This window comes from Streptomyces sp. HmicA12, assembly GCF_000373565.1.
In the GTDB taxonomy this organism is placed as follows: domain Bacteria; phylum Actinomycetota; class Actinomycetes; order Streptomycetales; family Streptomycetaceae; genus Streptomyces.
In genome coordinates this window covers 368,344-389,557 of record NZ_KB891849.1, presented here as the reverse complement: position 1 = coordinate 389,557, position 21,214 = coordinate 368,344, and the positions used below count along the sequence as shown (strand labels likewise).

Sequence of the window (21,214 nt, the reverse complement as noted above, 5' to 3'; positions counted from 1 at the left end):
ACGCGGTGAAGGGGATGTGGTCAATGAAGCTCGGCATCAATCTCGGGTACTGGGGCCTGGGTATGGACACCGACAATCTGGCCGTCGCGAAGGAGGCCGACAAGCTCGGCTACGCGGTGTGCTGGGCGGCCGAGGCGTACGGCTCCGACACCGTGTCCGTCCTGTCGTTCGTCGCCGCGCAGACCGAGCGCATCGACGTCGGCTCGGCCATCATGCAGATCCCGGCCCGCCAGCCCACGATGACGGCGATGACCGCCTCGACCCTCGACACCCTCTCCGGCGGCCGCTTCCGCCTCGGCCTCGGCGTCTCCGGGCCGCAGGTCTCCGAGGGCTGGTACGGCGTCAAGTTCGACAAGCCGCTCGCCCGCACCCGCGAGTACGTCGACATCGTGCGCAAGGCGATGAGCCGCGAGCGCGTCTCCTACGAAGGCGCGCACTGGACCCTGCCGCTGCCGGACGGGCCGGGCAAGTCCCTGAAGCTGACCGTGCACCCCAAGCGCGAGCACATCCCGCTCTACATCGCCGCGATCGGCCCGAAGAACCTGGAGCAGACCGGCGAGATCGCCGACGGCGCCCTGCTGATCTTCCCGGCCGCCGAGCACCTGGAGGAGACCGCGATCGCGCACCTGCGCGCGGGCCGCGAGAAGGCCGGCAAGACCATGGAGGGCTTCGACGTCTGCCCGACCGTGCCGATCGCCGTCGGCGAGGACAAGGACGTGGCCACGCTCGCCGACTCGTTCCGCCCCTACACCGCCCTCTACGTGGGCGGTATGGGCAGCGCCAAGCAGAACTTCTACAACCAGCTCGCACAGCGCATGGGCTACGAGAAGGAGGCTGCCGAGATCCAGGGCAAGTACCTGTCCGGCGACAAGGACGGCGCCGCCGCGGCCATCCCGCACCAGCTCATCGACTCGACCACGCTGCTCGGCTCGGTGGACCGGATCGCCGACCGGATGCGGGCCTACGCCGAGGCCGGTGTCACCACGCTGACGCTGTCCCCGGCCGGCTTCACCCTGGACGAGCGCCTCGCCTCGCTGCGCGCGGGCACGGAGGCACTGGAGCGCGCCGGGCTGGCGTAGGGGGAGCGAAAGAGGTCCGCGGCCGTGGTGGGGGCTCGGGGGGTCTTCCCCGCCACGGCCGTCACGGAGAACAACGCGCCATCCGGCCCACGGTTACGCCTCTGTTCCGGGCACGGATCCTCCTTTCGGCGGAGTTGTCCGTCATACCTGTTGCCTGCCACCGCCTACCGCATTTGACTCGTTCTTTGCGAACGTGTGGAGGCATGGAGGTATCACGATGCTGTCGGCCAAGAGCTTGTTCCAGGAGATCATCGACAACGACGAGTCGTTCCGGCTATTCTGCTCCATCGCGGCCGGCGGCGAGTCACAGGGCGGCTGGGAGAACGGCCGGATCGCCGCCCTCGTCCCCGCGAGCGAGCGGGCCCTCGCGCCCAAGGTGGCCCGGCACGGGGCCGACGAGGACAAGCACGGGCGCATTTTCGACGCCCTCATGAAGAAGCGCGGTCTGGAGCCGGTGCCCGTCCCGCCCGAGGCCGACTACACGATGCTCCTGGAGAAGCACGGCATCGGTCTCGCCCATGAGCGGCTCAAGCGCGACGAACCGCTGTCCGTGGTGGACGTCGTCACGTACCTGGCGCACAGCCGCGTCACCGAGCAGCGCGCCTCCGAGCAGATGGAACTGCTGCGCAAGCACTTCTCCGGCCACCCCGACATCGGCCGAGCGGTGAAGATGATCTCCAACGACGAGGACAACCACCTCGCCTACTGCCACGAGGAACTGCTCCGCCTCGCGTACGCGGGCCACGGCCGCACCATTCAGCGGATCCTCCGGGAGTGCGCCCTCGCGGAGATCGCCGTCTACCGGGACGTCTCGCTCGCCGTCATGGACCACATGGGGCGCGTCCTGGGCTGGAACGCGGCGAAGGCGGGCGTGCTCGCCGCCGGGATCCACGCCGTGTACGCGTACGAACGCCTCGGCGGATGGCGGCGCATGGTCTCCCTGAAGATGCCGGAACGCCGTGACGCGCTCGGCGGCCCCGCGACGACCTCGGTCGAGTTCGCCTGAGGCCGTCCCCGAGCGAACCGCCTACAGCCACCCGCGGCGCTTGAACATCCGGTACAGGAGCAGTTCCAGGAGAGCCATCAGCGCGACCACCGCCGGGTACGACCACACCCAGTGCAGCTCCGGCATGTGGTCGAAGTTCATGCCGTAGATGCCCGCGATCATCGTGGGCACCGCGGCCATCGCCGCCCACGCGGAGATCTTCCGCATGTCGTCGTTCTGCCGCACGCTCATCTGCGCGAGATGCGCGGACAGGATGTCCGTCACGAGGCGGTCCAGGCCGTCCACGGACTCGTTCACGCGCGTCAGGTGGTCGTGCACGTCACGGAAGAAGGGCTGCGCCTCACCGTCCACGAACGGGACGGTCATCGGGAACGGGCCGATCCCCGCGAGCCGGGCCATCGGCAGCGCCAACGGGCCCGTGGCGCGCCGGAATTCGACGATCTGCCGCTTGAAGGCGTAGATCCGCGACGCCGTGTCCCGCGAGCCGCCGCCGTCCGGCGAGAAGACCTCCGCCTCCAGCTCCTCCAGGTCGGTCTGCAGCTCGGCCGCGACCTCCAGGTAGTGGTCGACGGTGGCGTCCGCGATCGCGTACAGCACCGCCGTGGGACCGTGCCCGAGGAACTCCGGGTCCTTCTCCAGACGCTGCCGTACGGCCGTCAGGGGCGCTCCCTCGCCGTGCCGCACGGTCACCACGAACGAGTCGCCGACGAACAGCATCACCTCGCCCGAGGACACCTTGTCGCTCTGCGGCTCGTACACGACCGGCTTGAGGACCACGAACAGCGAGTCGTCGTAGACCTCCAGCTTCGGCCGCTGGTGCGCCTTCAGGGCGTCCTCGACGGCCAGCGGATGCAGGCCGAACTCCTGGGTCACCCGGTCGAACTCGGCCTCGGTCGCCTCGTGCAGCCCGATCCACAGGAAGGCGTCGCCGGTCGCCCGCGCCTCGTCCAGGGCGTCGGAGAGCTCGGAGAGGTCCGACGGGCCCTCGGTGCGGCGCCCGTCCCGGTACACGGCGCAGTCGACGATCATGTAGGCCATTCTTCCCAGGGGCCGGACCGGTCGCACTTCCTTCTGCGCCTAGGGTGGCTCCCATGCCCACGCTGATCCTCGTCCGTCACGGACGCTCCACCGCCAACACCGCGGGTCTGCTGGCCGGGTGGACCCCCGGCGTGGCCCTCGACGAGCGCGGTACCGCGCAGGCCGCGACGCTCCCCGAGCGGCTCAAGGACCTGCCCCTCTCCGAGGTCGTCAGCAGCCCGCTGCAGCGCTGCCGGGAGACCGTCGCACCGCTGCTCGCCGCGCGGCCCGAACTGACCGCGCACACCGACGACCGCATCGGCGAGTGCGACTACGGGGACTGGTCGGGCCGCAAGCTCGCCGAGCTGGCCGGCGAGCCGCTCATGGAGGTCGTGCAGCAGCACCCGACGGCCGCGGCCTTCCCCGGCGGGGAGTCCATGCGGCAGATGCAGCACCGGGCCGCGGAGGCGGTACGTGAGTGGAACGCGCGCGTGGAGCGCGATCACGGCAGCGACGCCGTGTATGTCATGTGTTCGCACGGCGACATCATCAAGTCCCTTGTGGCGGACGCTCTCGGACTGCATCTGGACCTCTTTCAGCGGATCTCTGTAGAGCCGTGTTCCGTCACCGCGATCCGTTACACACGTCTGCGCCCTTTTCTCGTACGCCTCGGTGACACAGGGGACTTCGCGTCGCTGGCGCCGCGCGAGGAGCCGCAGAGCCCGAACGCGCCCGTCGGGGGCGGCGCGGGCGCACCGTGATCGTCGGCCGCAGTAGGGTGAAGCAGCCGTAAGCACAGTCGGATCCGGCCGCCCGCGGCCGGGCCCAGCCAGTCGATCCCCAGATCCCCATGGAGACAGGACGTGTCCCGTCAGGTGTTCCTCTACGACCCTCCGGAGCGTTTCGTGGCCGGTACGGTCGGGCTCCCCGGGCGCCGCACCTTCTTCCTGCAGGCCTCGGAAGGGCCCCGGGTGACCAGCGTGGCGCTGGAGAAGACCCAGGTGGCCGCGCTCGCCGAGCGCATGGACGAGCTGCTCGACGAGGTCGTGCGGCGCAGCGGCGGCAATGCTCCGGTGCCGGCCGTGGCCCCCAACGAGATCGCCGACACGGCCCCGCTCGACGCCCCCGTCGAGGAGGAGTTCCGGGTCGGCACCATGGCCCTGGCCTGGGACGGCGACGAGCAGCGCATGATCGTCGAGGCGCAGGCTCTCGTCGAGCTGGACGCCGACTCCGAGGAGGACCTGGCGGAGGCCGAGGAAAAACTTCTCCAGGACGAGGAGAACGGCCCGCCGATGCTGCGGGTCCGTCTCACCGGCATCCAGGCCCGCGCCTTCGCCAAGCGGGCCCTGGACGTCGTGAACGCGGGCCGTCCGCCGTGCCCGCTGTGCAGCCTGCCGCTCGACCCGGAGGGACACGTATGTCCGCGCCAGAACGGATACCGGCGCGGCGCGTGACGGCCCGCGACCTGGAGCTCCTCACCCGTGGGGAGCTCCACGTGGAGGGACAGATCCGCGACGCGTCGAACGCCGTGCTGCTGTGCACCGTCACGTTCGAGGGCGACGAGGCCTCGTGCGTCTACAAGCCGGTCCGCGGCGAGCGCCCGCTGTGGGACTTCCCCGACGGCACGCTCGCGCAGCGCGAGGTGGCCGCCTACGAGGTGTCCGAGGCGCTCGGCTGGGGCCTCGTGCCGCCCACGGTGCTGCGCGACGGGCCGTACGGCGAGGGCATGTGCCAGCTGTGGATCGACACCCCCGAGGAGCCGTCGCAGGACGGCGGGCTGCTGGCGCTGGTGGAGGCCGAGGAGCCCGAGGACGGCTGGAAGGCCATCGGGTTCGCCGAGGTCGGCGAGGGGCGCACCGCGCTGCTCGTGCACGCCGACGACGTGCGGCTGCGCCGGCTCGCCGTGCTCGACGCGGTGATCAACAACGGCGACCGCAAGGGCGGGCACCTGCTCGTCGACGCCGAGGCGCGGCTGTACGGCATCGATCACGGCGTCACCTTCAACGTCGAGGACAAGCTGCGCACGCTCCTGTGGGGCTGGGCCGGGGACCCGCTGACCGAGGAGGCGACCGCGGCCCTGGAGGCGCTGCGCGACCGCCTGAGGGAGGGCGAGCCGCTCGCGGCACGGCTGGGCGAGCTGATCACCGGGGCCGAGCTGGACGCCGTACGGGAGCGGGTGGCCGCGCTGCTGAAGTCCGGCCGGCACCGGGAGCCGAGCGGGGAGTGGCCCGCGATCCCGTGGCCGCCGATCTGAGCTCAACCCTGGTTGACCTGCGGCTTCGTTCCGTCCAGAGGCGATTGTCAGAGGCCGGGGCTACGTTCGGGGGCATGACCAAGCTGATTGTCGAGGACCGGATCGACCGCCCGGTGAAGGACGTCTTCGAGGCCATCGTCACGGTCGAGGGACTGTCGGGTTTCTTCGTCGAGCGCACGTCCGCGCCGATGGTGCCCGGAACCACCGTGACCTGGAGCTTTCCCCATGTCGACGTGGAGTTCGACGTCGAGATGGGCGAGATCGAGCCCGATCGGCTCGTCTCGTGGAGCTGGCCGGGCGGGCAGGTCACCATCGAGCTGGCACCGGCCGGGACGTCGGGCGGGGCCACCGCGCTCACCATCACCGAGCAGCCGATGGACGACGGGATCGAGGGCGCGGCCCGGGCGGCCGGGCAGACGCAGGGCTGGACGTACTTCGTGTGCACCCTGCGCGCCTATCTGCTGCACGGCATACGCCACTTCGGGCTCTCGGACGGCATCCGGGCCACGCTCGCCGCGTAGCGGGGCGCAGAGAGCCGTCTAGCGGGCCCGGGATGATCGCGCAAGAGCGCCTTGTCGGCCATCAGGCCTGGTCCGGTTCGTATACGGAAGCACCGTCCGGTTAGGCTCATGACATGCATGCCTGGCCCGCTTCTGAGGTCCCCGCCCTGCCTGGCAAGGGCCGCGACCTGAGGATCCACGACACCGCGACCGAGGGGCTCGTCACTCTCGCCCCCGGTCCCGTCGCCCGTATCTACGTCTGCGGCATCACGCCGTACGACGCGACCCACATGGGTCACGCGGCGACCTACAACGCGTTCGACCTGGTGCAGCGCGTGTGGCTCGACACCAAGCGGCAGGTTCACTACGTCCAGAACGTGACGGACGTCGATGACCCTCTGCTGGAGCGGGCCGTGCGCGACGGCATCGACTGGGAGGGCCTCGCCGAGCGCGAGACCGCCCTGTTCCGCGAGGACATGACCGCCCTGCGGATGCTGCCGCCGCAGCACTACATCGGCGCAGTCGAGGCGATACCCGGCATCGTGCCGCTCGTCGAGCGACTGCGCGACGCCGGTGCCGCCTACGAGCTCGAGGGCGACATCTACTTCTCCGTCGAGTCCGACCCGCACTTCGGGTCCGTCTCGAACCTGGACGCCGCCGCGATGCGGCTCCTCTCCGCCGAGCGGGGTGGTGACCCGGACCGTCCGGGCAAGAAGAACCCGCTCGACCCGATGCTCTGGATGGCCGCCCGTGAGGGCGAGCCGAGCTGGGACGGCGGCTCCCTGGGGCAGGGGCGCCCCGGCTGGCACATCGAGTGTGTTGCCATCGCCCTCGACCACCTCGGCATGGGCTTCGACGTCCAGGGCGGCGGATCCGACCTGGCCTTCCCGCACCACGAGATGGGCGCCTCGCACGCGCAGGCGCTGACCGGCGAGTTCCCGATGGCCAAGGCGTACGTGCACGCCGGCATGGTCGGGCTCGACGGCGAGAAGATGTCCAAGTCCAAGGGCAACCTCGTCTTCGTGTCGCAGCTGCGGCGCGACGGGGTCGACCCGGCCGCCATCCGGCTCGCGCTGCTCGCCCACCACTACCGGTCCGACTGGGAGTGGACCGATCAGGTGCTGGCCGACGCCGTGGCCCGGCTCGGGCGGTGGCGTGCGGCCGTGTCGCGACCCGACGGGCCCGCCGCGGAGGCGCTCGTCGAGGAGATCCGGGAGGCGCTCTCGAACGACCTGGACGCGCCTGCCGCGCTGGCCGCCGTCGACCGGTGGGCCGAGCTGCAGGACGCCGAAGGCGGCTCGGACGAGGGCGCGCCGGGTGTTGTCTCGCGTGCCGTCGACGCTCTCCTCGGGGTCGCTCTTTAAGGTTCCCGTCCCACCCGTTCCGAAGAGCCCCTCCGGGGCGATGAGTTGAGGTCGCGGGGCTCTGCCCCGGACACCGCTCCTCGATCACCGGAGGGGCTCTCGCATGCGCACTCTGGCGCCGTGCTCGTTTGTGCGCTAAACCATGGCCATGCGATCAGCATCGAGCACGCTAAGACGTTCCGTACGTCTCAGATCCTTGGTCGCCGTGGCCCTGATCGGGTTCGCGGCCGCTCTCGCCGGGCCCGGGCAGTCGGCCCGGGCCGCCGACGAACCCGGCGCCCTCGGCGATGTCACCGGATTCCATCCGGACAAGGCCCGCTACACCTTCGACGCCGGGCCCGCCGAGGCCCGCGTCAGCTTCGTGAGTTCCGAGAGCTTCCGGATCGAGGTCGCCCCGGACGGGACGTTCAGTGATCCCGTCGGCGACGACATCGTCCTGCCGCAGGGCGCGCCGCCCGCCACCCGCTGGAAGGACCGCGGCGACCGGTACGAACTGAGCAGCGCCAAGGTCACCCTGCGCGCCTACAAGTCCCCGCTGCGTTTCGCCCTGTTCAGGAACGACGGCACCGAGCTGTGGGCCGAGAGCGAGCCCGTCAGCTGGGGCGCCGACTCCACCACGCAGACCCTCGACCGCGGCGGCGACGAGCAGTTCTACGGCGTGGGCATGCAGAACGGGCGCGGCAACACCAGCCTGCGCGGGCAGACCGTCGAGGCCGAGGTCGACTACGACTGGGACGACGGGGGTCACCCCAACTCCGTTCCCTTCTACCTCTCCTCGGCCGGATACGGCGTCTTCCGCAACACCTACGCGCCCAACACGTACACCTTCGGCGAGCCCGTCACCGCCGCCGCCAAGGAGCGCCGCTTCGACGCGTACTACTTCGCGGGCAGCGGTGACGACAGCGCCAAGGACGTCATCGGGCAGTACACGAAACTGACCGGGAAGCCGTTCCTGCCCCCGATCTACGGGCTGGAGATCGGCGACGCCGACTGCTATCTGCACAACGCCAACCGGGGCGAGCGGCACACCCTCGACGCGCTCAAGATCTCCGAGGAGTACGTCGCGAACGACATGCCGCTGGGCTGGATGCTGGTCAACGACGGCTACGGCTGCGGGTACGAGAACCTCGCCGAGACCGCCAAGGGCCTCCAGGCGGACAAGGCACAGCTCGGGCTCTGGACCGAGGACGGCATCGACAAGATCGCCGACCAGGTGAAGGCGGGCCAGCGCGTCGCCAAGCTCGACGTCGCGTGGGTCGGCGCCGGGTACAAGTTCGCGCTCGACGGCTGCAAGGACGCCTACCGGGGGATCGAGGACAACTCCGACGCCCGCGGGTTCACCTGGGCGCCCGAGAGCTGGGCCGGTGCCCAGCGCTGCGGCGTCCAGTGGTCGGGGGACCAGTCCGGTTCCTGGGACTACATCCGCTGGCAGATCCCGACCTACGCCGGCGCCACCATGTCCGGCCTCGCCTACACGACGGGTGACGTCGACGGCATCTTCGGCGGCAGCCCCAAGACGTACGTACGCGACCTGCAGTGGAAGTCGCTGCTGCCGGTGACCATGACCATGGACGGGTGGGCGGCGAGCGACAAGCAGCCGTTCCGGCAGGGCGAGCCGTACACGACGGTCAACCGGAAGTACCTGAAGCTGCACGAGTCGCTGCTGCCCTACCTGTACTCGTACGCGCACGAGGCCACCGAGACCGGCGTCGGCGCCGTGCGGCCGCTCGCGCTGGAGTACCCGGACGATCCGAAGGCCGCGACCGACGCCGCCAAGTACGAGTTCCTGACCGGTGAGGACTTCCTCGTCGCGCCCGTCTACAAGGACGCCGCCGTGCGGGACGGCATCTACCTGCCCAAGGGGACCTGGACCGACTACTGGACCGGGCGGGTCTACCAGGGGCCGACCACGATCGACGGGTACAGCGCGCCGCTCGACACACTGCCCCTGTTCGTGAAGGGCGGGGCCGCCGTGCCGATGTGGCCCGGAATCCGTTCGTACGCCGACCGGGGCGCGGACGCGCAGGTCGCCTGGGACGTGTACCCGCAGGGGAACTCGTCGTTCCGGCTGTACGAGGACGACGGCGTCACCCGCGACCACCGCGGCGGCGCCTACGCCACGCAGCGCGCCACGGTCACCGCGCCGAAGGCGGGACCCGGCGACGTGCGCGTACGGATCGGCGCCAGTGAGGGGACGTACGACGGGAAGCAGAGCGCCCGGCCCTACTCCTTCACCGTGCACACCGGTGACGCGCCGAGCCAAGTCCGTCTGGACGGGCAGAAGTTGGTGCGTCTCGACTCCAGGAGCGCGTTCGACAAGGCCGGGCGTGGCTGGTTCTACGACCCGGACGACCGGGGTGGCGTCGTGCGCGTGAAGACCGGGACGCTCTCCACCCGGCAGGACTTCACGCTCGATCTGCGGGACACCGCCGCCGTGGGCGGGGCCGTACCGGGCGCCGACGCGGCCGTGTCCGCGCCCGTGGCCCAGGAGTTGGGAGCGGGCGTCGAGGGCGAGGTCGCCGTCGACGTCACCGCGGGGACGAAGGACGCCACCGACGTCGCCGTGGCCGTACAGGCTCCCGCCGGATGGAAGGCCGGGGACGCCGTCACCGTCGACCGGATCCCTGCGGGCGGCACGCGGCGCGTCGAGGTCGCCCTCACCCCGAGCGGCGATGCCACCGCGGGGGAGCAGGCCCTCACCGCCACCGCCCGCTACCGCACCGCGGGCCAACAGCGCACCTCCGAGGGGCACTTCGCGGTCTCCGTGATGCCGAAGCCACCGGCGGGGGACACCTGGGCGAGCGACCTGGAGTGGCTGACGTCGACCAACGGCTACGGGCCCGCCGAACGCGACCGCAGCAACGGCGAGTCCGGCGCCACCGACGGGCACCCGCTCACCCTCGCCGGGAAGACGTACGAGAAGGGGATCGGCGTGCACGCCGACTCCGACATCGAGGTCTATCTCGGTCGGCAGTGCACCCGGCTGACCGCGGACGTCGGGATCGACGACGAGATCAACGGGTACGGCGAGGTCGCCTTCTCCGTCGAGGCCGACGGCAAGGTGCTGTGGACCTCGCCCGAGGTGACCGGGGCGTCGGCCACCGTCCCGGTCGACGTGGACGTGACCGGTGCGCGCCACCTGCGCCTGAAGGTCACCGACACCAACGGGTCCAAGACCGGGGACCACGGGGACTGGGCGGACGCCGAGTTCACGTGTGCGTCCGGTAGGTGACATGGGGCGACGCCGGGCGGGGGTGCTCTCCTCCGCCCGGCGCCGCCGGCTCTTCCGGTCAGGCTGTCGTCACGGTCACCGGGTGATGGCCACGCCGACGATCAGGCCGGGGTTGCTCTGGTTGTCGTAGAACGCGATGACCTGCTGCCCGTAGACGAAGGCGTTCTGGACCATCGTGTGCGTCTCGTCCTCCGGGTTGATCAGCACCCGCCAGGCGTTGTCCACGAGCAGGTACAGCACCTCGGCCTGGCCCGGGAGCGGCTGTACGTAGTCGTAGAAGCTCTGCGCGACGCCGAGGACCAGCGACTGCGTCGAGATCTCCGGCACCTCGGCCTGCGGGACCTGGGCCTGCTGGCCGCCCTGCTGACCGCGCTGCCCCATCTGCTGGAGGAGCTGCTGGAACGGCTGCTGCTGCCCCATCTGCTGGAGCTGCTGCTGCAGGTGCTGCGGAATCTGGTGCTGCTGGCCGAGCTGGCCCTGGCCGAACTGCTGCTGACCGTAGGGCTGTTGCTGGCCGAAGGGCTGTTGCTGCTGCCCGAACTGCGGAGGAACCGTGCTCGGGCCCTGCTGGCCCATCTGGCCCTGCTGGCCCTGCTGCTGGCCCTGCTGCTGGGCACTGCGCGGGATCGGGTGCAGGCCACCCTGCTGCTGCCCGAACTGGCCCTGGCCGGGCTGGCCCTGGCCGAACTGGCCCTGGCCGAACTGCTGCTGGCCGTAGGGCTGTTGCTGCCCGAAGGGCTGCTGTTGCTGCTGCTGGCCGATCTGGGGGGTGGTGCTCATGCGGGTACCCCTTCTCTCGTAAGTCGCCGTCAGCCCGTTACCACCAGGCCGACGATCTCGTCGTCCGAGAACCAGACACGAATGTCGGGCCGTCCCCCGGCGAAGGCGGAGTGCACCGCCTGGCGGATCTCGGGGGTCGGGTTGTTCAGGTTGCGCCAGGTGCCCGCCACGAACAGGCGTAGCCGGGGCGGGAGTTCGGACGGATACGGGATCAGTTCGTCCCAGTACCGCTCGGCCTGGCCCGAACCGACGGTCGAGGGAAGCAGGTTGGTGACCGCTCCCTTGATGTCGGGCCGGTTGCCGATCCGCTGTGAGGCGGGCCGGCCCGGGGCGTCCTGCTGCGGTGAGCCGGTCGCCCGGAGAACATCGCGCGCCCGCTGGGACGTCATCGGGCGCTGGCCTCCTGCCTTGAGCATGCCCTGGAGGGAGGCCAGCGCGCCGACTACCACCGGGGAGGCGGACGAGGTGCCGGAGAACGTATCGGTGTACCAGGCGATCTCCTCGGAGCCGCCCTGCAGATCGCCGGGCAGGTTCCAGGAGCCGCCGGTGGTGGTGACCTCGCGGCCCCAGCCCTGGGCGTCCACGCGGGCGCCGTAGTTGGAGAAGGCGAGGCGTGAGCGGTCCGGGCCGTGGTCGCGGCCGTGCGTGCCGGGCGGCGGTGCGCCCGCGCCGACCAGGACCGCGCCCGACGAGCGGTTCGACGGGTTGAACGGGTTGTGCCACCAGGACGGGAACCCCTCGGGGCGCCGCTCGTACACGGCGTCGTCCAGGGACTCGGCGCCGTTGCCCGCCGCGCCCACCACCACGACGCCCTTCGCGGTGGCGTACTTGATCGCCGCGTAGTCGTCGGGCCACCACTCCAGGGCGATGTATCCGCGCTGGTCGTCGCGCTGCTCGAAGTCGAACCGCGGTCCCGGCCGGTGCAGCTCGATCAGCACGATGTCGCCGGGACCGAGCCGCTCGGCCGCCGCGTGGATCGCCGCCGCCGTGCCGACGCCCTGGAAGGAGGCGGCCGCGGTCACCGACTCCGGCGCGATGCCGGTGACACCGCGGTCGTTGCGGTCGCCGCCGATCACGCCGAGGACGGCGGTGCCGTGGTTGCGCCACGCCACGTCCGAGATCGGCGTCCCCACGACGACGCCCGCGAGCTTCGCCGACAGGTCCTCGTGGCTGAGCTGCCAGGCGCCCTCCACGTCGATGACGGTGACGCCCTCGCCGCTGCCGCCGAGCCGCTGCCACGCCCAGACGGCGTCCACGCCCTCGGGCGCAGGCCCCAGATAGCCCTGGCGGTTGGTGAAGTCGGGGGTCGCGGCCGCCTTCTCCTTCATCCGCCGCGCCTCGTCGAAGTCGTCGTGCGCCGAGGCCGGGACCGCGCCCGGCTTCACGTACGCGTCGTTGATCTCCGGGAGCGCCGCGATCCGGGCCCGCAGTTCCTGGGCCCGCTGGCCCACGCCGCGCACCCGGTAGAACAGCGCCAGGTCCGGGAAGTCCGCGCCGCCCGCCGACGCGTCCGAGACGGCCTGCAGCCGCTCCTCGCTTCCGAACAGCGGCTCCAGGGCGAGCTGTTCGTCGCCCAGGAACATGTTCAGGGCCGATACGTCGGCTCCCGCCGCGGACCGCACGCCTTCCGTCTCGGCACGCAGCCGGGCCTCCGGCCGTGCCAGGATGATCAGTTCGGCTTCCGCTCCGCGATAGGTGAAACCGGCTCCGTCCGGTCCCGGACCCGCAGTGCCCGGGCCCCGCGCCGGTTCTGCGTGCTGGTCGCTCATCGGTCCACAGCTCCCCTCGCCACATCTGGTCGTACGGGTGTTGCCTGTGCTGCCGTGCCGTCGGCTCGTCGGCTCGTCGGGGCTCACCCTGCTACGGCCGCGGGCGCTCGTCCACCCCCATTTCGTGCTTTATTCGTCAACTTGGTTTGGTAGCAGGCATATTTGGGAAGCCCCTGCAATCCGACCGGAAATGCATGTCACGCGGCAAACCGGCCATATCTCGGCAGGCTGAATACGGCGGCGGCCGCTACGGCGGAAGGCGGATACGGCAGAAGGGCGCCCCCGGTGGACGGGGGCGCCCTTCTCCTGGTTCTACCGTGCCGGTGACGGCCTGTTCACTCCGGCCCGCTCACTCGTCGCCGTCCGCCTCGCCGTCGTCGGTGGTGGGACGCTGCGGCTTCGGCGGGCGGGTCCGCCCGCCCGGGTTGTCCTTGTCCCGCAGGTACGTGCCGTCGCCGCCGTCCGTCGCGTGACCGCCCTGCGGCGAGCCCGGGTCCCGGCGCCGCAGATACCGCTCGAACTCGCGGGCGATGGCCTCGCCCGACGCCTCCGGAAGCTCCGCGGTGTCCCGGGCCTCCTCCAGCGACTGGACGTACTCGGCGACCTCGCTGTCCTCCGCCGCCAGCTGGTCCACGCCCAGCTGCCAGGCGCGCGCGTCCTCGGCCAGCTCGCCCAGCGGGATCCGCAGGTCGATCAGGTCCTCCAGGCGGTTGAGCAGCGCGAGCGTCGCCTTCGGGTTCGGCGGCTGCGACACGTAGTGCGGCACCGCGGCCCACAGGGAGACCGCCGGGACGCCCGCGTGCGTGCACGCCTCCTGGAGGATGCCGACGATGCCCGTCGGACCCTCGTACTTGGTCTCCTCCAGGTCCATGCGCGTAGCGAGATCCGGATCGGAGGTGACGCCACTGACCGGAACCGGTCTTGTGTGCGGGGTGTCACCGAGCAGCGCGCCCAGGATCACCACCAGCTCGACGCCCAACTCGTGCGCGAAACCGAGGATCTCGTTGCAGAAGGAGCGCCAGCGCATCGACGGCTCGATGCCCCGGACCAGGACCAGGTCGCGCGGCTTCTCGCCGCCGATGCGCACCACCGACAACCTTGTCGTCGGCCATGTGATCTTGCGCACGCCGTCTTCGAGGAAGACGGTCGGCCGGTTGACCTGGAAGTCGTAGTAGTCCTCGGCGTCGAGCGCCGCGAACACCTCGCCCTTCCACTCCTTGTCGAGATGCGCGACCGCGGTGGAGGCGGCGTCGCCGGCATCGTTCCAGCCCTCGAACGCGGCCACCATGACCGGGTCGACCAGCTCGGGAACCCCCTCGAGCTCGATCACCCAGCGCCTCCTTCCGACGTTCCCCCAGAGCCTCGACGGCCTGGGAGGGACCCCTCGCGTACCTGCCCACCTTACGGCGTCCGCGCGGGCCCTCCGCAGCCCCCTGAAACCCGGAGGCTGCCCGGAACACTGCCCCGACTCGGAGCGCCGCACTCCACCCACTGGAGGGGGATCCTTGCGGGGATCAGAGTGTGGAGCGCAGCCACTGCTCCACGCTGGCGATGTGCACGGTGGCCCAGGAGCGCGCCGCCTCCGCGTCGCCGTCGCGCAGCGCGGCGAGGATCGCGCGGTGTTCGTGCAGGGTGCGGCTGACCGCGTCCTCCTGGGTGAGGCCGCGCCAGATGCGGGCCCGGGTGGTCGGCCCGGACAGGCCGTCGAGGAGGGAGCAGAGCACCGAGTTGCCGGACGCCTTCACGATGCCGCGGTGGAAGTCGAGGTCGGCGGCGACCAGCTCCTCCACCGAGGGCTCGGGCCCCAGGTCGTCCAACTGTGCGGCCAGTTTGTCGAGTTGGTCCTGCTCGATGAGGGTCGCGGCCATCGCCGTCGCGGCGGGTTCCAGGATGCGGCGCACGGCGAGGAACTCCAGGACCGTGTCGTCGCGGTGGAAGTCGACGACGAAGCTGAGCGCCTCCAGGAGCAGCTGCGGGTCCAGGCTCGTGACGTACGTGCCGTCGCCCTGCCGTACGTCCAGGATGCGGATGAGGGAGAGCGCGCGCACCGCTTCTCGCAGCGAGTTGCGGGACAGGCCGAGCTCCGCGGCGAGTTCGCTCTCCTTGGGGAGCCGGTCGCCGGGACGCAGCGCGCCGGAGACGATCATTCCCTTGATCTTCTCGATGGCCTCGTCGGTGACGGCCATGGCAGCCCCCTCTGCTCGTCACTCGGAGGGCCCAGTCCTCCGATGTCTCGGACCATTATGTGTGCAGCGGTGGTACGTCGGTCGCCCGGTCGGGCGTACCCGTGAGGGCCAGTTCGCGGCGCAGCCGCAGGTGCCGGAACTCGTACCGGCCGCCCGCCTGCCGCAGCACCCCGCGGCGGTGCGCCTCGTCGAGGAACGCCATGAGGCGCCAGGGCGCCCGGCCGGTCGCCGCCAGCCAGGCCCGGGCGACGAGCAGCCGTCCCCAGGCGCCGAGGGCGAGCGGCGGGGCGGCGAGCGGGATCCACAGCACCGTCCGATGCAGCTCCCACCAGGCGATCTGCCCGGATCCTCGCCGCTCCGACTCGCGCGCCAGCCGGCCGAGCCAGTGCAAGGCCCGCGCCCCGCTCCACCTGCCGTCGCGTACGTCGCCGAACGCGGCCGGGACGAAGTCCTTCAGCAGACGCGCCTCGACGTGCTCCACGGTGGAGTACCGCACGGGATCGAGGAGTTCGGCGGGGTCGCGCGTGCCGTCGGCGTAGACGGCGCGGGCCAGGGACACCATCAGCGGGGTGCGAAGGGCCCGGGCGAGCGGCAGCCGGGGCTCGGCGCGCAGGCGGCGGACGACGGGCGTCCACGCGGTACGGGCCTCGGGCGCTGCGGGACCGCTCCCGGGCGTCGCGGGGCTGTCTCCCGACGCCGCGGGTCCTCCTCCCGATGCAGTGGGAGCGTCTCCGGGTGTGGAGGAACCGGCGCCGGATGGTGCGGGACCGCTTCCGGGCGCGGGGGAACCACCCTCGGGTGTCGGGCAACCGTCTCCGGGCGCCGAGAGGCCGTCCCCGGACGCCACGGAACCGTCTCCGGACGCCGGACCCCCGCCCCCTGACATCGCAGGCCCACCCCCGGACGCCGAGACCCCACCCCCGGCCACCACGGCACCATCCCCGGCCGGCTCGGTCAGAGCCGGCGCCCAGCGTTCCAGGTAGGCCAGGGCGCGGCCCGGTTCGAGGGGCAGGAGGCGGATGACCTCGGCGCCGGTCAATACACTCCCCTCGCGCACGGCCCGCTGCCAGGCGAAGCCGCGGCTGGTGAGCAACAGGCCGTCCGTGGCGCCCAGTTCGGCGTTGATGCGGCCGACCGCGAGACCGTGCACCGCGGGCGGCAGCTCGTCGAAGCCGTCCAGGACGGGCAGCACCAGGCCCGAGGCGACCAGCGCCCCGGCGAGGGTGCCGTGGGCGGGGTCGGGCGCGGCCAGCGAGCGGTGGTCGGCGAGAAGCCGCTCCACCAGCCAGGTGCGCAGCCCGGTCCGCGTGGGGTCCCAGCCGGCCAGCGGGAACAGCACCGGGACCGGCTTGCCCGGCGCCCGCGCCGAGAGCAGCTCCAGGGTGAGCCGCAGCGCGAGCACGCTCTTGCCGGAGCCGGCCCCGCCGAGCACGACGAGCCGGCGCCGGGGCAGCGCGGCGAACGCCGCCCCGACGGTGCGGCCCTCCGCGTCCCGCGGCCCCGGCAGCGGGCCCGCGGGACGGATGTTCTCCGGGTGGTCCGTGAGCCCGCGCTCCGCGAGCCGCCACCGGACGTCGAGCGGCTCGGGATCCCACAGCGCGCGCACCAGCGCCTCCGCCGACCACTGGTCGCGAACGGCCTCGGCGAGCGCGTCGGCGGCCCGCCGCCGTACCGGGCCCGAGGGCGCGGGCGCGGCATCGTCGGAACGCAGGGCGTCGAGAAACAGCGCGGCCAGGGACACGAGCGCCGCCACGGCCGCGACCGCGAACGCCGCCCGCGCCGCCGGAGGGCCCGCGAAGAGCCCCGGGCCGAGCACCGCCGCCAGCACGGCCGACGCGCCCACGCCCGGACCCGGCCGACGGCGCGTGCGCGCCATGTGCCGAGCGGCCCTCGTCGTGTGCTCCCGGTCCCGTGCCAAGGCACCCGTTGTAGCGGCGGCACGGGCCGCGCGGCGCGGAACGCGGCAGGCCGTGGGGGCGTACGGAAGCGCTGTCGGCGCAAGCGAACGGAGTACGGCCGGCAATCATTTGAGGGCTAAGATTTCCACCGGCACAGGACAGGCGGGGGCAGAGAGGCAGCGACACATGACGGGGAAGAAGGCGGGTGCGCCGGGGGACGCCGTGGCGTCGATCATCGAGGACTGGGCGCGGGAGCGTCCCGAACTCGACACCGCGCCCTTGGAGGTCCTCGCCCGGCTGCACCGCACGTTCCTGCGCTACAACTCCAAACTGACGGCGGCCATCGACCGGCACGGGCTCGCCGTCGCCGGGTTCGACGTGCTCACCGCGCTGCGCCGGGCGGGCGCCCCGTACCGGCTGACGGCGGGTCAGCTCGCGGACTCGGGCCTGGTGTCCTCGGCCGGGGTGACGCTGCGCATCGACCGCCTGGAGAAGGACGGCCTGATCGTGCGCGAGCGCGACGCCGAGGACCGGCGGGTGGTGTACTCGCGCCTCACGGACGCCGGCCTCGCCAAGGTCGACGAGGTGTTCTCCGAGCACCTGGACAACGAACGCCGCATGCTGGCCGGTCTGAGCCCGGCCGAGTGCCGTCAACTGGCCCGGCTGCTCTCCAAGTTGGAGCGGTCCATCGAGGACTCGGGCACCGAAGAGGACTGAACCGGCCGCAGCAGCAGCCACGCCCCGCACACCAGCGTCATCGCCTGCGCCCCGGCCAGCAGCGCGAACCCGGCGCCGAAGCCGTGCCCGCCGCTCGCCGCGATGGCCACCCCCATCAGGGTCGGCATGAACGCGGAGACCAGGTTCCCGACCCCGTTCACCACCCCGTACGCGCTGCCCACGGACCGGGCGGGCGCGCAGTGCTGGACCAGGGTGGGGATCGCCGGGCCCTGCAACCCCCAGAACCCGCCGGCGAGGATCAGCCCGACGGCCACGGTCACGTCGCTGTGGGCCGCCGCGACGACGAGGACACTGGCCGCGGTGCCGGCCGAGCCCACGACGAACGGCAGCGCGAGCAGCCGCCGCGGCAGCCGGTCGAGCAGCAGCCCGCCGAGGAACCCGGAGACCAGTGACATCAGGAACGGCAGCGAGGACACCGCGCCCATCGCGCCGAGCGAGAAGTGCCGCTCCTGCAGCAGGTACGAGGGCAGCCAGGCGCTCGACCCCCACAGATACGCGAGCGTGGCGATCTCGATGACCAGGATGGGCGCGAGGCGCGGCATCCGCAGCGCGCCCTTGAGCGTGGCGCCGAACCCGGGCCGCTCGGCCGCCGCCACACCCCGGCCCCGTACGAACAGGGCGATCAGCGGCAGCCCGACCACCGCGTTCAGCGCGGCGAGGGCCAGGAACGACGTGTGCCAGTCGAAGCGGTAGACGAGGTACGTGATCAGGGGCAGGCCCGCGGCCGTGCCCAGCGAGACACCCATCGAGCTGACCGCGTTCGGCCGGCCCGCCTCGTGCGGCGCGAAGTGCTCGCGCACGTACATGGTCTTGAGGGAGAACAGCGGCCCTTCCGCCGCCCCGAGCAGGGCCCGGAGCATTGTCAGCGTGAGCGCGCCGAGCGCGTACGGCGACAGCAGCGTCATCACCGACCACAGGGCCACGCTCACGAACAGGCCGCGCCGCACGCCGAGTCGCGTCTCGTACAGCGGGGTGAGGAAGAACGCCGCGATGCCGTAGCCGACCAGGAACACGGTCGACAGGGCGCCCTGCGCGACCCGGTCGCCGGTGATCCCGAAGTGGTCGGTGAACGCCTCGTCGGTGATGAGGACGGAGACGTTCACCCGGTCCACGTAGCTGATCAGGACGACGACCAGCAGGCTCAGGACGCCTGCCCAGCGGGCTCTCATGCGCCTGCCTGCTCCTCGGCGCCCGCGCGGTACATGCGGCGCAGCCGGACCACGCCCAGGTCGTGCTGGTACAGGTTCTCCCGCTGATCGGCGTCGAACGGCATGGCCTCCAGCATCACCCGGTCCTGCTCCAGGACCTCCCAGTGCCGCTGCTCGATCAGCGTCTTGTAGAGGAACCGCCAGGTGTCGCGCTGCCAGCCCTGGACCCTGCGGTAGCGCCAGAAGAAGACGGCGCAGCGCTCCTCGTCGACCGGGCGCATCATGCCGACGATGCCGAAGGGGCCACCGGGCCCGGCCGACGGCGGGTAGGGGATCGAGAGATCGACCCAGTCGACGCCCGTGCGGCACAGCTCGACCCAGTCGAAGTTGACGCCCCGCTGATCGGTCTTCTCGAAGAAGTAGCCGCGGTCCGTCTCGCGGATGCGGAACTTGGCGGTGGTGTCGCCGTCGAACATCGTGTGCGAGTCGTGGTGCAGGAACGCGCCGTGCATCGGGTCGAGCAGGTTCTCCACGGCGTAGCGCCACGGCACGTTCCACTCCGCGTAACAGAGGATCGCCTCGACGTCCGGGTCCGTGAGCGGCTCCGGCAGCGTCAGCTCGACCGGCTGCGGCTGCCGTTCGGTGCCGAAGTAGGCGAGGACCGCGCCCGACACCTCGCGCACGGGCAGCGAGGTGACGAGCTGCTTGCCCTCCAGGTTGCAGCCGGGCAGGCCCGGCACGGAGGAGACGGTGCCGTCGGTCTCGACCTCCACGCCGTGGTACCAGCAGGCCACCCGGTCACCCAGGTGTTTGCCGAGCGAGAGCGGGGCGCCGCGGTGCGGACAGCGGTCGGCGAGCATGCTCAGGGTGCCGTCGGAGCGGCGGAACAGCAGCCACTGCTCGCCGAGGACGGTGACCTTGCGCATCGCGCCGGGCGCGACGAACGAGGACGGGACGACCGGGTGCCACTGGCCGCGCAGACCGGTCGCGTAGAGGCGGTCGGCGGTGAGGGGGGTGGTGGTCATGGCGGTCACGCTCCCAGTCGGTGCATCTCGGCGGTGAAGGACTCCTCGGTCCACGGGGCGCCGTCGGGCGCGGACACCTGGCGGGCGTTCAACCCCCGCACGACGTCGGCGAGTTCGTGGCCCTCCTTGGTGAGGACCTCTTCGAGGGTGGCGGCCAGCTTCACCTCGTAGGGCGACGGCTCGTGCGTACGGGACTGGTGGATGTCCAGGTACGGCCAGGTCTCAGTGGTGTTCATGGCACGTGCTCCCAGGGGTCAGAGGTCGAGGACGAGGCGGGAGCCGGCGGCGCAGCGCGAGACGCAGATCATCATCGAGGCGTTCGCGGCGTGCTCGGCTTCCGAGAGGAGGAAGTCGCGGTGGTCGGGGGCGCCGTCCAGCACCCGTGTCTCGCAGGAGCCGCAGATGCCGTCCCGGCAGGAACTGGCGACGTCGAGTCCTGCCCGCTCGGCGGCCTCCAGGATCGAGGTGTCCGGGCCGACGGTGAGACGGAGCCCTGAGCTGCGGCACTCGACCTCGAACTCCCCGTCGTCCGCGCCGCGTTCGACGACGGGCGCCGCGAACCGCTCGACCCGCAGCACGTCCGAAGGGCACTGCGCCTCCACGGCGGCGAGCAGGGGCTCGGGTCCGCAGCAATAGACGAGGGTGTCGCTCTCCGGAGGGTCCGACAGCTCGGAGAGGGCCGCCGCGAGGTCGATGTGGCCCAGCTCGTCCTGCGGTACGAGCGTCACGTCGCCGCCCAGCGCGGCCAGTTCGTCGGTGAAGGCCATGGAGGAACGGGTCCGGCCGCCGTACACCAGGCGCCACCATGCTCCGCGCCGGGCGGCCTCGCGGGCCATCGCGAGGATCGGCGTGACACCGATGCCGCCCGCGACGAAGACATAGCCCTCGGCCGGTTCCAGGGCGAAGTGGTTGCGCGGCTCGGACACGGTGACGGTCTGCCCGGGGCGCAGCGCGGTGTGCACGTGGCGCGAACCACCGCGGGACGAGGGCTCGTTGAGGACACCGATGCGGTACGCGCAGGTGGCCGCCGGGTCGCCGCACAGGCTGTACTGGCGGATCTGCCCGCCCACATGGACGTCGATGTGGGCGCCGGGCTCCCAGGCGGGCAGCGGCTTGCCGTCGGCGTGGGCGAGCTCGACGGAGAGGACGCCTTCGGCCTCCCACGTCATCCGCCGGACGAGCAGCTCCAGTTGACGGTCGGAGTCGGTCATGGTGGCC

19 protein-coding genes are annotated in these 21,214 nt (G+C 71.7%); 9 read left to right on the top strand and 10 right to left on the bottom strand.

The features are described from left to right. Nucleotides 1–23 precede the first annotated feature (23 nt). Both B072_RS0137270 and B072_RS0137265 read left to right on the top strand, forming a co-directional pair. Complete coding sequence (locus tag B072_RS0137270) at nucleotides 24–1,079, top strand: LLM class F420-dependent oxidoreductase (RefSeq protein ID WP_018535084.1); 1,056 nt, start codon at nucleotides 24–26, stop codon at nucleotides 1,077–1,079. Nucleotides 1,080–1,296: 217 nt separating this feature from the next. After that, nucleotides 1,297–2,085: a hypothetical protein gene (locus tag B072_RS0137265; protein ID WP_018535083.1), complete on the top strand. Its 789-nt coding sequence runs from the start codon at nucleotides 1,297–1,299 to the stop codon at nucleotides 2,083–2,085. Nucleotides 2,086–2,106: 21 nt separating this feature from the next. On the opposite strand, the gene corA is transcribed toward B072_RS0137265, so the two are convergent. Next, nucleotides 2,107–3,114, bottom strand: a complete 1,008-nt coding sequence (corA, locus tag B072_RS0137260) for a magnesium/cobalt transporter CorA (RefSeq protein ID WP_026246694.1) — start codon at nucleotides 3,112–3,114, stop codon at nucleotides 2,107–2,109. A 62-nt stretch (nucleotides 3,115–3,176) separates the two neighbouring features. Between corA and B072_RS0137255 the strand changes: the two genes are divergently transcribed. The 6 genes from B072_RS0137255 to B072_RS0137230 all read left to right on the top strand — a co-directional run bounded on the left by B072_RS0137255 (nucleotide 3,177) and on the right by B072_RS0137230 (nucleotide 10,452). Next, entirely contained in the window at nucleotides 3,177–3,863 is a 687-nt protein-coding gene (locus tag B072_RS0137255) for a histidine phosphatase family protein (RefSeq protein ID WP_018535081.1), read from the top strand. Nucleotides 3,864–3,965: 102 nt separating this feature from the next. Continuing rightward, on the top strand, nucleotides 3,966–4,556 hold the full coding sequence (locus B072_RS0137250; RefSeq protein ID WP_018535080.1) for a DUF3090 domain-containing protein: 591 nt from the start codon (nucleotides 3,966–3,968) through the stop codon (nucleotides 4,554–4,556). After that, a complete protein-coding gene (locus B072_RS0137245) occupies nucleotides 4,520–5,356 on the top strand; it encodes an SCO1664 family protein (protein ID WP_051127376.1) in 837 nt (278 codons plus the stop codon). The genes B072_RS0137250 and B072_RS0137245 overlap by 37 nt, the downstream gene beginning before the upstream one ends. Nucleotides 5,357–5,430: 74 nt before the next feature. Further along, nucleotides 5,431–5,877 (top strand): SRPBCC domain-containing protein, encoded by a 447-nt coding sequence (locus tag B072_RS45830; RefSeq protein ID WP_018535078.1) that lies wholly within the window; start codon nucleotides 5,431–5,433, stop codon nucleotides 5,875–5,877. 113 nt (nucleotides 5,878–5,990) lie between these two features. Beyond that, nucleotides 5,991–7,220, top strand: a complete 1,230-nt coding sequence (mshC, locus tag B072_RS0137235) for a cysteine--1-D-myo-inosityl 2-amino-2-deoxy-alpha-D-glucopyranoside ligase (protein WP_018535077.1) — start codon at nucleotides 5,991–5,993, stop codon at nucleotides 7,218–7,220. 148 nt (nucleotides 7,221–7,368) lie between these two features. Continuing rightward, on the top strand, nucleotides 7,369–10,452 hold the full coding sequence (locus B072_RS0137230) for an NPCBM/NEW2 domain-containing protein (RefSeq protein WP_043245453.1): 3,084 nt from the start codon (nucleotides 7,369–7,371) through the stop codon (nucleotides 10,450–10,452). A gap of 75 nt (nucleotides 10,453–10,527) precedes the next feature. Here the strand turns inward: B072_RS0137230 and B072_RS44935 are convergent, their stop codons facing one another. The 5 genes from B072_RS44935 to B072_RS48875 form a co-directional block, all read right to left on the bottom strand. Then, nucleotides 10,528–11,232, bottom strand: coding sequence for a hypothetical protein (locus tag B072_RS44935; RefSeq protein ID WP_018535075.1), 705 nt, complete (start codon nucleotides 11,230–11,232; stop codon nucleotides 10,528–10,530). 29 nt (nucleotides 11,233–11,261) lie between these two features. Further along, a complete protein-coding gene (locus tag B072_RS0137220; RefSeq protein ID WP_018535074.1) occupies nucleotides 11,262–13,001 on the bottom strand; it encodes a S8 family peptidase in 1,740 nt (579 codons plus the stop codon). Between the two features lie 349 nt (nucleotides 13,002–13,350). Further along, the gene (locus B072_RS0137215; RefSeq protein ID WP_018535073.1) at nucleotides 13,351–14,331 is read right to left on the bottom strand and encodes a PAC2 family protein; all 981 of its coding nucleotides are present in this window, start codon (nucleotides 14,329–14,331) and stop codon (nucleotides 13,351–13,353) included. Between the two features lie 184 nt (nucleotides 14,332–14,515). Further along, on the bottom strand, nucleotides 14,516–15,187 hold the full coding sequence (locus B072_RS0137210) for a FadR/GntR family transcriptional regulator (protein WP_018535072.1): 672 nt from the start codon (nucleotides 15,185–15,187) through the stop codon (nucleotides 14,516–14,518). A gap of 55 nt (nucleotides 15,188–15,242) precedes the next feature. After that, complete coding sequence (locus B072_RS48875; protein ID WP_018535071.1) at nucleotides 15,243–17,063, bottom strand: NACHT domain-containing protein; 1,821 nt, start codon at nucleotides 17,061–17,063, stop codon at nucleotides 15,243–15,245. Between the two features lie 208 nt (nucleotides 17,064–17,271). On the opposite strand from B072_RS48875, the gene B072_RS0137200 reads away from it, so the two are divergent. Continuing rightward, on the top strand, nucleotides 17,272–17,802 hold the full coding sequence (locus B072_RS0137200; RefSeq protein WP_018535070.1) for a MarR family winged helix-turn-helix transcriptional regulator: 531 nt from the start codon (nucleotides 17,272–17,274) through the stop codon (nucleotides 17,800–17,802). Here the strand turns inward: B072_RS0137200 and B072_RS44925 are convergent. From B072_RS44925 to B072_RS0137180, 4 genes are read right to left on the bottom strand one after another with little or no spacing between them, the layout of a single operon-like run. Then, nucleotides 17,736–18,992 carry an MFS transporter gene (locus B072_RS44925; RefSeq protein ID WP_018535069.1) on the bottom strand — a complete coding sequence of 419 codons (1,257 nt, stop codon included), beginning with the start codon at nucleotides 18,990–18,992 and terminating at the stop codon, nucleotides 17,736–17,738. The two genes, B072_RS0137200 and B072_RS44925, sit on opposite strands and share 67 nt — an antisense overlap. Continuing rightward, a complete protein-coding gene (locus B072_RS0137190) occupies nucleotides 18,989–19,996 on the bottom strand; it encodes an aromatic ring-hydroxylating oxygenase subunit alpha (protein WP_026246693.1) in 1,008 nt (335 codons plus the stop codon). Before B072_RS0137190 ends, B072_RS44925 begins: the two co-directional genes overlap by 4 nt. 5 nt (nucleotides 19,997–20,001) lie before the next feature. Then, a complete protein-coding gene (locus B072_RS0137185; RefSeq protein ID WP_018535067.1) occupies nucleotides 20,002–20,232 on the bottom strand; it encodes a recombinase-like helix-turn-helix domain-containing protein in 231 nt (76 codons plus the stop codon). Between the two features lie 18 nt (nucleotides 20,233–20,250). After that, a complete protein-coding gene (locus B072_RS0137180) occupies nucleotides 20,251–21,207 on the bottom strand; it encodes a PDR/VanB family oxidoreductase (protein ID WP_018535066.1) in 957 nt (318 codons plus the stop codon). Nucleotides 21,208–21,214 lie beyond the last annotated feature (7 nt).

Excerpts from the sequence above, each read along its gene's own strand:
- B072_RS0137270 (WP_018535084.1), top strand. The coding sequence starts at position 24 with ATGAAGCTCGGCATCAATCTCGGGTACTGGGGCCTGGGTATGGACACC.
- B072_RS0137265 (WP_018535083.1), top strand. The coding sequence starts at position 1,297 with ATGCTGTCGGCCAAGAGCTTGTTCCAGGAGATCATCGACAACGACGAG.
- corA (WP_026246694.1), bottom strand. The coding sequence starts at position 3,114 with ATGATCGTCGACTGCGCCGTGTACCGGGACGGGCGCCGCACCGAGGGC.
- B072_RS0137255 (WP_018535081.1), top strand. The coding sequence starts at position 3,177 with ATGCCCACGCTGATCCTCGTCCGTCACGGACGCTCCACCGCCAACACC.
- B072_RS0137245 (WP_051127376.1), top strand. The coding sequence starts at position 4,520 with ATGTCCGCGCCAGAACGGATACCGGCGCGGCGCGTGACGGCCCGCGAC.
- B072_RS45830 (WP_018535078.1), top strand. The coding sequence starts at position 5,431 with ATGACCAAGCTGATTGTCGAGGACCGGATCGACCGCCCGGTGAAGGAC.
- mshC (WP_018535077.1), top strand. The coding sequence starts at position 5,991 with ATGCATGCCTGGCCCGCTTCTGAGGTCCCCGCCCTGCCTGGCAAGGGC.
- B072_RS0137230 (WP_043245453.1), top strand. The coding sequence starts at position 7,369 with ATGCGATCAGCATCGAGCACGCTAAGACGTTCCGTACGTCTCAGATCC.
- B072_RS44935 (WP_018535075.1), bottom strand. The coding sequence starts at position 11,232 with ATGAGCACCACCCCCCAGATCGGCCAGCAGCAGCAACAGCAGCCCTTC.
- B072_RS0137220 (WP_018535074.1), bottom strand. The coding sequence starts at position 13,001 with ATGAGCGACCAGCACGCAGAACCGGCGCGGGGCCCGGGCACTGCGGGT.
- B072_RS0137210 (WP_018535072.1), bottom strand. The coding sequence starts at position 15,187 with ATGGCCGTCACCGACGAGGCCATCGAGAAGATCAAGGGAATGATCGTC.
- B072_RS48875 (WP_018535071.1), bottom strand. The coding sequence starts at position 17,063 with ATGGCGCGCACGCGCCGTCGGCCGGGTCCGGGCGTGGGCGCGTCGGCC.
- B072_RS0137200 (WP_018535070.1), top strand. The coding sequence starts at position 17,272 with ATGACGGGGAAGAAGGCGGGTGCGCCGGGGGACGCCGTGGCGTCGATC.
- B072_RS44925 (WP_018535069.1), bottom strand. The coding sequence starts at position 18,992 with ATGAGAGCCCGCTGGGCAGGCGTCCTGAGCCTGCTGGTCGTCGTCCTG.
- B072_RS0137190 (WP_026246693.1), bottom strand. The coding sequence starts at position 19,996 with ATGACCACCACCCCCCTCACCGCCGACCGCCTCTACGCGACCGGTCTG.
- B072_RS0137185 (WP_018535067.1), bottom strand. The coding sequence starts at position 20,232 with ATGAACACCACTGAGACCTGGCCGTACCTGGACATCCACCAGTCCCGT.
- B072_RS0137180 (WP_018535066.1), bottom strand. The coding sequence starts at position 21,207 with ATGACCGACTCCGACCGTCAACTGGAGCTGCTCGTCCGGCGGATGACG.